13 protein-coding genes are annotated in these 11,876 nt (G+C 71.7%); 6 read left to right on the plus strand and 7 right to left on the minus strand.

Going from position 1 to position 11,876, the window contains the following annotated elements; translation table 11 throughout:
- The first annotated feature begins 116 nt into the window (after positions 1-116).
- Positions 117-821: a DNA alkylation repair protein gene (locus ACZ4VA_RS37485; protein WP_468084389.1), complete on the plus strand. Its 705-nt coding sequence runs from the start codon at positions 117-119 to the stop codon at positions 819-821.
- 19 nt (positions 822-840) lie between these two features.
- Here the strand turns inward: ACZ4VA_RS37485 and ACZ4VA_RS37490 are convergent, their stop codons facing one another.
- Together ACZ4VA_RS37490 and ACZ4VA_RS37495 are read right to left on the minus strand one after the other, a co-directional pair.
- The gene (locus ACZ4VA_RS37490; protein WP_389392439.1) at positions 841-2,088 is read right to left on the minus strand and encodes a hypothetical protein; all 1,248 of its coding nucleotides are present in this window, start codon (positions 2,086-2,088) and stop codon (positions 841-843) included.
- A 169-nt stretch (positions 2,089-2,257) separates the two neighbouring features.
- On the minus strand, positions 2,258-3,187 hold the full coding sequence (locus tag ACZ4VA_RS37495) for an alpha/beta hydrolase (RefSeq protein ID WP_356173862.1): 930 nt from the start codon (positions 3,185-3,187) through the stop codon (positions 2,258-2,260).
- Positions 3,188-3,427: 240 nt separating this feature from the next.
- On the opposite strand from ACZ4VA_RS37495, the gene ACZ4VA_RS37500 reads away from it, so the two are divergent.
- The 4 genes from ACZ4VA_RS37500 to ACZ4VA_RS37515 all read left to right on the plus strand — a co-directional run bounded on the left by ACZ4VA_RS37500 (position 3,428) and on the right by ACZ4VA_RS37515 (position 7,365).
- Complete coding sequence (locus ACZ4VA_RS37500; RefSeq protein ID WP_356173865.1) at positions 3,428-4,306, plus strand: helix-turn-helix domain-containing protein; 879 nt, start codon at positions 3,428-3,430, stop codon at positions 4,304-4,306.
- A gap of 364 nt (positions 4,307-4,670) precedes the next feature.
- Positions 4,671-5,405, plus strand: a complete 735-nt coding sequence (locus ACZ4VA_RS37505; RefSeq protein WP_468084392.1) for a D-Ala-D-Ala carboxypeptidase family metallohydrolase — start codon at positions 4,671-4,673, stop codon at positions 5,403-5,405.
- A gap of 353 nt (positions 5,406-5,758) precedes the next feature.
- Positions 5,759-6,757 carry a YdcF family protein gene (locus ACZ4VA_RS37510; protein WP_356239700.1) on the plus strand — a complete coding sequence of 333 codons (999 nt, stop codon included), beginning with the start codon at positions 5,759-5,761 and terminating at the stop codon, positions 6,755-6,757.
- 134 nt (positions 6,758-6,891) lie between these two features.
- The gene (locus ACZ4VA_RS37515; RefSeq protein WP_355785764.1) at positions 6,892-7,365 is read left to right on the plus strand and encodes a hypothetical protein; all 474 of its coding nucleotides are present in this window, start codon (positions 6,892-6,894) and stop codon (positions 7,363-7,365) included.
- A gap of 60 nt (positions 7,366-7,425) precedes the next feature.
- Here the strand turns inward: ACZ4VA_RS37515 and ACZ4VA_RS37520 are convergent, their stop codons facing one another.
- Positions 7,426-7,566, minus strand: a complete 141-nt coding sequence (locus ACZ4VA_RS37520) for a hypothetical protein (protein WP_356173872.1) — start codon at positions 7,564-7,566, stop codon at positions 7,426-7,428.
- Between the two features lie 250 nt (positions 7,567-7,816).
- Between ACZ4VA_RS37520 and ACZ4VA_RS37525 the strand changes: the two genes are divergently transcribed.
- Positions 7,817-8,041 carry a hypothetical protein gene (locus tag ACZ4VA_RS37525; RefSeq protein ID WP_355785772.1) on the plus strand — a complete coding sequence of 75 codons (225 nt, stop codon included), beginning with the start codon at positions 7,817-7,819 and terminating at the stop codon, positions 8,039-8,041.
- Between the two features lie 69 nt (positions 8,042-8,110).
- Here ACZ4VA_RS37525 and ACZ4VA_RS37530 read toward each other — a convergent pair whose 3' ends face one another.
- From ACZ4VA_RS37530 to ACZ4VA_RS37545, 4 genes are all read right to left on the minus strand, one after another.
- A complete protein-coding gene (locus ACZ4VA_RS37530; protein ID WP_355785774.1) occupies positions 8,111-8,830 on the minus strand; it encodes a DinB family protein in 720 nt (239 codons plus the stop codon).
- Positions 8,831-8,902: 72 nt separating this feature from the next.
- On the minus strand, positions 8,903-9,904 hold the full coding sequence (locus ACZ4VA_RS37535; RefSeq protein WP_468084395.1) for a TIGR01777 family oxidoreductase: 1,002 nt from the start codon (positions 9,902-9,904) through the stop codon (positions 8,903-8,905).
- Between the two features lie 259 nt (positions 9,905-10,163).
- Positions 10,164-10,850 carry an HAD family hydrolase gene (locus tag ACZ4VA_RS37540; RefSeq protein ID WP_468084397.1) on the minus strand — a complete coding sequence of 229 codons (687 nt, stop codon included), beginning with the start codon at positions 10,848-10,850 and terminating at the stop codon, positions 10,164-10,166.
- A gap of 36 nt (positions 10,851-10,886) precedes the next feature.
- Entirely contained in the window at positions 10,887-11,450 is a 564-nt protein-coding gene (locus ACZ4VA_RS37545; RefSeq protein WP_355785783.1) for a hypothetical protein, read from the minus strand.
- Positions 11,451-11,876 lie beyond the last annotated feature (426 nt).

Raw genomic sequence — 11,876 nt, forward strand, 5'->3', positions numbered from 1 at the left:
GGGGCCCCGCCCCTTCTCCCGAGGACGCCCGCACCCCGGAGGGTGCACCCGCCGGGGTGCGACACCCACCTCAGGCAGGCTGCGAGGACGGGCCGCGGGCGATACCGTCCGTCGGCATGACCACTGACACCCTGGAACGACTGCGGGCCGAGTTGCGGGAGCGGGCGGACGTCGGGGTGCGGGCGCAGCTGGTGCGGGTTCTCGCCCCGGCGGACGACGACGAGCTGCTCGGCGTACGCGTGCCGCTGATGCGTGAACTTGCGCGAAGGTACCGGGAGTTGTCGCTGGAGGACGTGGACGTCCTGCTGAGCGGCCGGGTGCACGAGGAGCGGTTCACGGGTCTGCTGGTCCTCGCCGAGCGGGTACGCCGCGCCCGGGGCGCCGAGCGGAAGCCCCTGGTCGACTTCTACCTGGCACACACCGGCCGCGTGGACAACTGGGACCTCGTGGACGGCTCCGCGTACGTGGTGCTGGGGCCGTGGCTCGTGGACGGGCCGCCGGAGGCTCTGGAGGTGCTGGACGAACTGGCCGGGTCGGCGTGGCTGTGGGACCGCAGGATCGCCTTGGTGGCCACACTGGCGCTGATCCGGTCCGGCCGCTTCGATTCGACCCTCCGCCTCGTCCTCAGGCTTCGCCGGGACCCCGAGCCACTGATCCACAAGGCGTCCGGGTGGATGCTCCGGGAGATCGGCCGCCGCGATGAACCGCTGACGGTGGACTTCCTCGACCGGCACGCCTCCGAGCTGCCGCGGATCACCGTGCGGTACGCGACCGAACTCCTCACACCGGCCGCGCGGGCCCGCTTCGTCAGGACGCGATAGCGCCCCCGCTCGGTGCGTGTCAGGTGCCGCGCTGGAGACGGACGACGACGGGAGCGGAGAAGGGATCACCGCTCTGGTTGACCTGGACGAGCCCGGCGCCCAGCCATTCGTCGGTGCCCGGGATCCGGTGGACCTCCTCCAGCCACAGCGACTGGTTCGACTCCTTGCGGGCGCCGGTCGACAGGGGCAGGCGGTGCCGCCCGATCTTCACGCACCGGCCGTCGTCGGTCAGGTACCAGTTGCCGTCGAGGAACAGGCCCTTGTCGTCCTCGGCCTTCGGGATCCGCTGGGCGCACCCGCCGGGCGCCGGCTCCTCCTCGGCCCACTTCGAGCCGTCCCAGCGCAGTTGGAGGAATTCGTCCGCGGGTTCGTTCTCGATCTCCCCATGGTTGAAGCTGTTGGTGCCGTAGGCGCGCACCTCGCCGTCGGCGCGCGCGAAGACGTCGCCGAGGCCGGCGCCGGGCTCGGGCGGGAGGGGTTCCTCGAAGCGGGCCTGCGGAGTGTCCACCGACGTCCAGGACCTGCCGTCCCAGTGCATCGAGGCGGGCTGGCTGTACCGCTCACCGGCGCCGGGCTCGGTGCCCGGCCCCGTCGAACGGCTGCCGACCGCCCAGACGTCGGCGGGGCCGACCACCGCCAGGTCGGAGGCGTCGTGGGGGAGCCGGGTCGTGGTCCAGCGGGTGCCGTCCCAGTGCTGGGCGGACCGCTCGCCCGCCAGCGCCCAGATGTCGTCCGGGTCGTCGCCTTCGAGCTCCCCGACGTTGCCCGGCGGGGGGTCGGGCACGGCGGACCAGCGGGTGCCGTCCCACCGCGCCCAGGAGTTCGCGGCGGCGGGGTCCTCGACGGTCAGCGGCCGCAGCCACAGGGTCTCGTCGCCGACCTCCTCGAGCGCCGGCGGATACGCACCGGCACCGAGCGCCTCGGGAAGCGGCTCACGCGTCCACTTCGTACCGTCGTAGTGCAGCAGGAACGCGGGTGACGACCCGTCGTTCTCGCTCCCGACCGCCCATATGTCGTCCTTGGCCAGGGCGGCCACGTCGGTCAGCTTGCCGTTGAAGTCGGCGATGTGCTGGAACTCCCAGGTGAGGGCGCCCTTCGCCACCCCGGAGGGAGGCTTGTCGCCGCCGGACCGGGTGGTGGGGGACCCGTGAGGCCCGGAGTCCGTGGCGCAGCCCGCGGCGGTGAGGACCCCCGCCAGTACGGCCGCGGCGACCGCCGCGCCCCGGTGTCCGATACCCCCGGACCGGCATCCCGCAGACCTGCGCATGATCGCTCCCCCTCGCCGCATCCCCGCCGGCCGCCATCCTCTCCCACCTCGGACCCATGTCCAGGTCGGGGGCCCCTCCGCCGCGCGATGCGCCGCGAGCACCGGGACGACGGTCGCCGCCCGGGAGAGGACGCGGAATCCGAGGGCTGAGGTTCCGCGCGGGGCGAGGTCACGCCGGAGCGGCGGTGAGGTGCGTGGTGTAGAAGTCGGTGAGCTTGTCGACGGCCGGGTCGATGTACTCCTTCTTGTCGTAGAGGTCGACGTGGCTGGCGCCCGTGATCCAGTGGATCTCCGCGGGCCCGGTCGCACGCTGGTGGGCCTCGACGGCCATCCAGGCGGTGACGGCGCGCTCGCCGATGACCTGGAGGACGGGACGGGGGCCGATCAGCGGGACGGCGGCGAAGGCGTCGTGGAAGGCCATCCTGTCGATGCTCTCCCAGGCCAGGCTCTTCGCGGAGCGCTCGTGCCGGCCGCGCGAGGTGCAGTAGTACTCGAAGCCCTCCTCTCCGTGCCGGCCCCCGAGCGCGTACGCCTGCTCGGCGGTCTCGGGGAACATGGTCATCGCACCGGGGTCCTCGCCGCGGGCGGCGGCGCTGCGGGCCGCGGCTGCCGCGTCCAGCAGGGTCTGGAAGACGGACGGGTCCTGGGTGCCGTCGGCACCGAGACGGAACTGGCGGGCGGGCTCGGCGGTGGACACGGTGGCCACGGCCCTGACGCGGTGGTCGCCGCCGGCCGCGGCCAGCGAGTAGCCGCCGGAGGCGCAGATGCCCAGGAGGCCGATGCGGTCGGCGTCGACCACCTCGAGAGTGGTGAGGTAGGAGACGGCGGCCTTGAAGTCCTCCACGCGCTGGGCGGGGTCCTCCAGGCCCCGCGGGAGGCCGCCCGACTCGCCCTGGTGGGCGGCGTCGAACGCGAGGGTGACGAAACCGCGCTCGGCCATCAGGCGTGCGTACGTGCCGGAGGTCTGCTCCTTGACGCCCGTGCCGGGGTGACCGACCACGAGCGCCGGCCACGGACCCGACACCGGGGTGTCGGGCGTGTAGAGGTGGGCGGCCAGCGGGATTCCGGCGCTGTCGAAGGTGACGGTGGTCTGGGACATGGGGGACTCTCCGTAGGACGTGACTGACGTGACTGACGTGACTGACGTGACTGAGGTGGATGACGCGGATCCTGTGTTGTGACGCCTCGGCGCGGTGGACCCGAGGTCCGCTTCCTGCCGGGCACACGTCTACGTTGCGTCAGCCCGCCGACGGGCGGGAGAGCCAGGTTTCTGCCTGGGAAGGAACTTGCCCCCTCACGCAGGTGCCGTGATCGTCGTCGCGGAACGACACTGGAGAACATGACCGCAGACCCCGACTCCCGCGCGCTGGGTGCCTTTCTCAAGGCCCGCCGGGCCCAGCTGACACCTCAGGAGTGCGGCCTTCCCGAGGCGGACTCCGCCCGCAAGGTCGCCGGACTGCGCCGGGAGGAGGTCGCCCAGGTCGCCGCGATCAGCGTCGACTACTACACCCGGCTGGAACAGGGCCGCGTCCGGGCCTCCGCGTCCGTGCTCGACACCCTGGCCCGCGCCCTGCGCCTCGACGACGACCAGCAGGCGTACCTCTACGAACTCGCCGGCCGGACCGACGCCCGGCCACGCCGCCGCCGGCCCGCCCAACGCGTGCGTCCCGCCATGCGGCGCCTGCTCGACCAGCTCACCCAGACCCCCGCGCTCGTCCTCGGCAGACGCCTGCACGTCCTCGCCTGGAACCCCGCCGCCGTGGCCCTCTACACCGACTTCGCCGCCATCCCGGCCCACCGGCGCAACTACGTCCGGCTGCTGTTCACGGATCCCGTGGTCCGCCGGCTGCACCAGGACTGGGCGCACGACGCCCGGGAGGCCGTCGCCGCGCTGCGCATGGAGGCGGCGGCCGACCCCGACGACCCCGACCTCGCCCAGCTCGTCGGCGAACTGTCCCTCCAGGACCCCGACTTCAGCACCTGGTGGGCCGAACACCGTGTCAACAGCGCCAGTTACGGCACCAAGCACTACCACCACCAGTTGGTGGGCGACCTGACTCTGGACTGCGACACCTGGGCGAGCCCCGACGGTTCCGGTCAGCGCCTGATGGTCCTGACCGCCGAACCAGGCAGCCCCTCCCACGATGCCCTGCGCATCCTCACGTCGTGGACGACCGCACAACCGAGCACCGACCGGGCGGACGACGCGAAGCGGTGACCGGCACGGGGCCCACGGCGCGTGCCGAGACGGTACGACGGTGTCGCGGCACGCGTCGGGGCGGCCGGCCGGCGCATGCCGAGGCGATGGACCCGCGACCGTGATCCACGCTGAACGAGGCGCAGGGGAGGCCGGGTTGACGATGCCGCCGGGCCCGAGGTTCTGTCTCTTGGGTCAGTGTCGGGTCCAGATGAGGATCCCGGCGAGGTGGTGGGCGACGCCCTGCTGATGTGGCCGGCGTGCCACGTGAAGCGCGCGCCGCCTGACAGAGGCCGCACCGTTGACGCGCGTAGTACTTGGGCTCAGGCTGGGGTCGACGGCCGTCACGAGAGCGGTGGCCGCACCGACGACCCCGGAGGTCTGGATGTTCAGAGGGTTCGCACGCCTCGTCACCGTGATTGTCATGCTCGCGTCAGGCGTGATGGTCGGCCTGGGCGCCACCGCCGGCACCGCACACGCCGACGAGTGCTACACCTGGAGCCGCACCCTTTCCCAGGGCGCCTCCGGCAGCGACGTCACCCAGTTGCAGATCCGGGTCGCGGGCTGGGTGACGTCCGGGGAGCGCCTCTCCTACGACGGCCAGTACGGCGCCCGTACGGCCGCCGCCGTGCGCACGTTCCAGTCCGCGTACGGCCTCGCCGCCGACGGGGTCGCGGGGCCGGCGACCTTCAGCAAGCTCTACGCGCTGCAGGACGCGGACTGCACGCCGGTCCACTTCACCTACGCCGAACTCAACCGCTGCAACTCCGACTGGTCGGGCGGTGCCGTCCCAGCGGCCACCGCCAAGGCGAACGCGCTGAAGACCATGTGGAAACTGGAGGCGATGCGTCACGCGCTCGGGGACGTCCCGCTCACCATCTCCAGTGGCTTCCGCTCCTACGCCTGCAACAGTGCCGTCGGTGGTTCGTCCACCAGCCGCCACCTGTACGGCGACGCCGCCGACCTGACCGGTGCTCCCACCCTCTGCCGCCTCGCCCAGCAGGCCCGCACGCACGGCTTCTCGGAGATCCTCGGTCCGGGCTACCCCGATCACAACGACCACACCCATGTCGCACTCGACCCTTCCCCGTACTGGTCCGCCCCTACCTGCGGCATCTGAGCGCGTCGTCGGTGCCGGCGGACGCGGTGCCCGTGAACGAGGCTTCCCGGTACAACCGCGTGCCGCCGTCGGCCGCCACACAACCGCCCGCGGTGCCCTGCTGATCACCGGCGCTCACAAACCGCGCGGTCCACGTCCGGCCGGGCGGCACCACCACCGGCACGACATGCCGGTTCCGTCGAACTCACCACCACCCGCCCGGGTTCGGGGCACTACACCGGATCTGGGAGGATGGTCGGCGGCCGTACGTAGCAGGTCCCCGTAGTGCACGGGTCCGGGGACCCGCGGGCGGCGCGAAAACGGGCGGGTACGGGCAGCGGCCCGCCGGGCGGGAGAGCGGAGCGGTGCGGCACATGCCGGAGTACCCGGAGTACCTCGCCGCGGTCGTGTTCGCCGCGGGTGGCGTCGTCAACGCTCTGCTGGCACCGCACCGGTTCTCCACCGCCGTCCTGTTCTGCCTGGCGGTGACCTCTGCCGGACTCGGCGTGGCCGCTCGCAGTGCGCCGGCCCACCCGGCCGTCGCGACCGTACTCGCGGTCGCCGCCCTGCTCCTGGCGCTCGCGCTGGGCCTGCTGCTGCTGGCCGACGGCGTCCTCCTGGTCCGGCGCTACGGCCCGCAGGCGGCCCTGCTGGCAACGGGGGGCGCCGGCTGCGCGGTGCTGGCGGTGCTCGGCCTCGACGCGGTCTTCCACACGGTCGGCGGCGAGGCGTTCGGTGCCTTCGTGGTCGCGGTCAACGCGGCCGCGGGATACCTCACTCTGCTCTTCCTCGTCTTCGCCGGCTACGTGTTCCTCCGGGGCCGCAGCGCCCCCCTGCCGGAAACCACCCATGTCGTCGTCCTGGGCGCCGGGCTCGACGGCGGCCGGCCCGGCCCGCTGCTGACCCGCAGGCTGGAGCGCGCCCTCGCGATCGACGCCACCCGCGCACCGGACACGCCTCGTATGGTGTTCGTCGTCTCGGGCGGCCAAGGCGACGACGAGGTGCGCTCCGAGGCGGACGCGATGGCCGACTACCTGCGCGGACGCGGAGTGCCCGCCGACCGGATCGCGCGGGAAGACCGCTCCGTCAACACCGGGCAGAACCTCCGCTTCAGCGCGGCCCTCGTGGACAGCACCACTCCCGGCCACCGTGCCACGGTGGTCACCAGCGGCTTCCACGTCTACCGCACGACCCTGCTGGCCCGCCGCGTCGGCGTGCCCGTGCACGTCGTGGGCGCGCCGACCTCGCCCGCCTACTGGCTGGCAGCGACACTGCGCGAATTCGCCGCCGTCCTGTGGCTGGACCGCCTCCCTCTGATCGGACTCAGTCTGCTGCTGGCAGTGCCTGCGGCGACGGCGGTCTTCGCGCACTGAAGCGCCGGCCGCACACCTCGCAAGGGATCCTTGCACGGGCAAAGACAGGCTCCGGTCGACAGCACGCGGCAACACGGGGCAGAACCCCGCAGCACCGTCGGCAGCACCTGGCAGCACACATGCAGGATGAGGACATGACCGACGACGAGAACGCCGGCTTCACCGTTCCGCGCGGAGCGACGGGCTTCCGCCACCCGGGGACCGGCCCGCTTCCCGAGACCGACCTCGCGAAATTCCGCACCGCGCTTCACACGGCCGCCCGCGCCGCCGGAGGCAAGGTGGGTGAAGTGGAGAAGCAGGGATACCCGCGCACGTTCCACACGGCGACCGTCGTCGGGGCAGCAGAGTCCGTCATTTTGTGTCACGCCCACCACCCCTGGATCGCGTTCGCCCGCGAACGCCGGGACTGGTACACCGAGGAGTTCGTCCCGCCGCCACCCTGGGCCGACGCCTTCGCTCACCTCGGGTTCGAACTGCTCGGTCCGGCGGAACTCACCCGGCCTCTTTCGGACGTCGACACCTCGGTCCTGACCCAGGGGGAGTGGCGCCAAATCCGCTCCTACGGCATCACCACTCTGGGCGGCGTGCTGTTCAACTCCTGGGACTGACCGACGATCGCGCGCCGGAGGACGGGGCGGAGCAGCCGGTCACGCAGGCCGCACACCCCGTCAGAGCCTTCGCTGCCTGCGCCGCGCGGCGTAATTGCTCGCCAACAGCGCGGCGAAGACGACGACCTGACAAGCCGTCACCGCGATCGCCGCCCCGCGGGCACCCTCGGCCACGCGGTAGACCAACATGGCGATGCTCAAGACGAGCAAGGGCCAGAAGACCCACGGACCCCAACTGGCACCCGGCCTGGCCCAAGACGGCACATTCTCAGAACTCGACCGCTGCGGCATACGCGCCTCCCCTCGCCCAGTCCCCTTGCCCGCGAACCGCTACGACGAACTCCCGTTTCCGGGAGCGGGCGCCGGATAGGGGCTCGAACTCGGGTGCCCTCCTTCCGGAACTGTGGCCTCCACCACTGCGTGAAAGGTACGCACCTGCTCGACTGGCCCGATGTTGATCAACCTGATTCTCCGCGTCCTGCCCTTCTACATCCGCGAGCCGCTGATCATCGGCGTCTGCCTGTTCTTCGCGGGCCTCGCCCTGTACTGGTTCGTCGTCGTCGGAGAGTGGCAGCGAGCCGCCTTCGGCGTCGCGTTCCTCGCCATAGCGGTCCTGCGGGCCTTCATCCTGCGCCGCGAGTGGAGAGCCCGCCCGAGAGCCGCCCAGGCCGGCTGAAGAGAGTTCCCGGCTCTTCCCGGGGCCGGGCGCTCAGTGGATCCGGGCCGCCCGGGCCGGCCGCGTCACCTACTTGGAAGCAGTGAAGCGGGAGCGGTACAGGTCGCGGAGCAGGGCGATCTCCGCCATGTGGTGGATGAATTCGAGGTTGGCCCCCGACAGCACCGAGATGTAGGGGTCGTCGGGGTCCGACCCGTACGGGTACTGCGAGAAGCCGACCGTGTCCAACTGCTCCTCGGTGACGGAACCGACGCTCTCGCGCCAGCGGTCGATCACCGTCCAGAACCGATCGAGTGCCACCGCGGCGGACGGACTGAAATCGACGCCCAGCTTCGGCTCCTGCCGCCGCTCACCGAACGTCCACTCCCACCCGCCGGCGAAGTGGAAGTGCAGATGCCCCAGCCGCCACGCGATCGTCGTGATCGGCGTCTCGTCGGGTTCCGGTTCGCCGGTGTGCGCGAGGATCTGCTCGACCCGCTCGACGCTGACGCTCCAGTCCTCGGCGATCTTGGCGACGCTCATGCCGCCGGCGGCCTGCCGGGCGACCTCCGCGTACTCGTTCGCCGGGATGTCGGCAGCGCCCAGGTCGAGCACCCACTCACCAGGCCCGAACGCCCTGGGCGTCGTCGCCTCGCTCCGGGGCCGGACCGACCAGCAGCCTGGCACCGGCTCCCACAGGTACTCCTCGTCACCGAGCCCCGCCAGCCTTACCTCCGCCATCTCCCGGGCGCGGTCGAACTGGTCGAGCAACAACCCCAGACGATCGGTCCGTACGCCGTCGATCTCCATGCCTGGCTCCTCGTCTCGTACCGCGCCGCGAACACGCGGAACGTAGCGCCTGACGTCCTGGGGCGCGAACGATTAACTCGCCCTGGCCATGGGGGCGTCCGGCCCACGGCGGCGTTCGTCGCGCCCACGCGGGGTGAGGTCGCGCCCGCGTCGTACGAGCTCGCGGGCGGCGTCCGGCCACAGCGCGTGTTCGAAGGCGAAGCCCTCGGCCAAAAGGCGGCCGGGGACGACGCGGCGGCTCTTCAACAGGAGTTCGGTGTCCGAGCGCAGGACGAAGGCGCCGAGCTCGGCCATGGCCTTCGTCGCGGGCAGACCCGCCGGCACGCCCCGGGCGGCCCGCAGGTCACGCATGAACTCCCGCTGGGGCACCGGATTCGGTGCCGCGAGGTTCACCGGCCCGTCGAGGTCCTCCCGGTCGATCAGGAACTCGACGGCACGGACGAAATCACGCTCGTGGATCCACGACACGTACTGCGCCCCGCCCGCGACCGGACCGCCGAGCCCGAGCCGCGCGAGCCACAGCAGGACGTCGAAGACGCCGCCGCGATCAGGACTCATCACCATGGCGGAACGCAGGGCGACCTTACGGGTGTGCGGCGTGCGTGCCTCCTCCTGTGCCCGCTCCCACGCCTTGGCGATGTCGACGCTGTACGCCCAGTACCCCGGTACGTCGGGTTCGGCGCCGCCGAGCACGCCGGTGGCCTCGTCGTTGGGCGCGTCGTAGCGGTGTGCGTAGATGGTGGCGGTACTCATCTGGAGCCACACCCGAGGTGGCCGTGCCGCCGCTGCGATCGCCTCGCCCACCACCCGGGCGGAGTTGACCCGCGAGTCCATCATGGCCTTCAGATTGACCGGTGTGTAGCGGCAACTGACGCTGCGGCCGGCCAGGTTGATCACGACGTCGCTGCCGTCGACGGCGTCGGCCCAGGGGCCGAGCGTCTCGCCGTCCCACGCGAGCTCGCCCTCACGAACCGGCCGCCTGGTCAGAATCAGGACCTCATGACCGGCGGCGGTCAGGGCGCGCCTCAGAACCGTCCCCACCTGCCCGGTTCCCCCGGGTATCACGATCTTCATCGGTACCCCCCTTCTGGCGTCCACTGTAGTGCACGAAGTTGAACATGTTCAAAAGGGGATCGTGCGGAGCGACGACTTGCCGAGACGCCTTCACCGCCCGTACAGGCCAGGACATCCCGGTCGGACATCGGGACGGGTGATGCTGCCGCTCTCGAAAGCGCAGGTCAGCAGCATGTCCGCGCTGCGGGGCGCCCCTATAGGGGGAGTGCGGTTGCTGCCCCGAGTGAGTGCCTTCGGGCCATCACGCAGGTACCGGCGCTCAGTGAGCCGCCGGAACCTCCCGCCAAGTCCCCGACGCGAACCCGACGATGTCCGGGGCCGCCTCCCGCAACGTGGCGAAGTGGCGGTGCACGCCGGGTACTTCGCTCGCGGAGTTCACTCCCCACACCGTCATGCCCGCCCTCAGCCCGGCCTCGACTCCGGACGGAGCGTCCTCGATCACCAGGCAGTTCGCGGGGTCGGCGCCCAGCCGCTCGGCGGCCGCGAGGTAGGGAACGGGAGACGGCTTGCCCTCCGTCACGGCGCCGGCGTCCACGATGACGGCCGGGACATGCAGGCCGGTCCGGGTGAAGCGCCCGCGCACCCGGTGTTCGTAGTTGGAGGTCACCAGCGCCCACGATCCCGGCGGCAACGCGCCCAGCAGGTCGGACGCACCATCGAAAGCGCTGTAGACGCCGGACCGGACGTCGTCGTCCTCAAGGGCGTGCAGCGCCGCCAGGCACTCCTCCGGATCCAGGTCCGGGGCCACCTGTGCGAAGGTCTCCATGGGGCGCGTCCGCAGTGCGACCCGGTGGACGGCATCCACGTCCAATCCGTGTTGCAGAGCCCAAGTCGCCCAGACACGGCGCTGGTTGTCCAGAGCGTCGATCAACGTGCCGTCGACGTCGAAGAGGACGAACCTCGCGGGGGCGGGCTGCACGGCGGGCTGCACATTCTCACTGGTCACGCCGTGATCATGCCAGGCGGCCCGACGGAGGTCCGCTCAATCATCCTCGCGCGCGGATCGCGGGACCATGCCCGCGGCTCGCAGGAGGGACGCCCGGTCGTCGGGCCCGACGAGTTCGTCGGGCAGGGTGGCCAGCAGCTCCGCGTGCTCGGCGAACACCGCCCTGCACTGTGCCCGCTCCGGGTGTTCGTCGTCGCCCCCGAAGAGCCGTACCGCCCGCTCGTCGTCCGCGTCGACCGGCAGCGCCAACTCGGCGGCGACGAGCAGGATGTCGAGCCTCCGCTCGCGAACGGGGGCCCGCAGATCGGCCGCCAGGCGCAGCAGGAACGGCAGGGCCGCCGGCATCGCCGCACCGAGGGAGAACACGCTGTCCATCAGCACGTTGGTGAGGACCCGCGCCGCCTCGGGTGCGGCCTCCTGATGGAGCAGTCCACGCAGGACCGCCGGTATCTCGGCGGGGCATCCGGGGATGTCGGACCAGGCGACCTCGTCGCAGCCGCCGAGTGCGGGATGTCCGATCCCGGCCTCCTCGGCCCGCGGGTGGGCGAGCAGATACCTCGCGACCTCGGCCTCCTTGGCCGCCAGGTCCAGTACACACATCGTTGTGTCCCCCGCCGTGTCGCACGCTCCGGCCCTCGCGGCCCGCACACCGGTGGCACTCTCCCCGCCGGCGCCCTCGCGCGCAAACGGCCAGGCGACAGCCGTTTGCTGCGGGAGCCTCCGCACATGGACCGCAGCCTCCGCGCAGGGGCCGAGGTCCAGTGTCGGCATGTCGACACCTCCCCCGTAGCGGCTGCGCACCCTCCCGCAGCAGCGCCGCGGCGCCCTCGACGACCCGGTTCCGCGCCGCTCTCCCCTTGGCCGTCAACTCGCCGCGCATGCCGCGCCTCTTCCGAAGTGGACTGTGCGGTCCGTCGTCGGGCTGGGACCGGGACGCTTTCCGGTCCAGGTGCGCAGGCCACACGCCTCCGTGAACATATTGAACGCAAACGATCGATACGACGTGTGGGCGTACAGTGAGCACAC

The sequence above is a fragment of the Streptomyces sp. NPDC028308 genome (genome assembly GCF_055565855.1).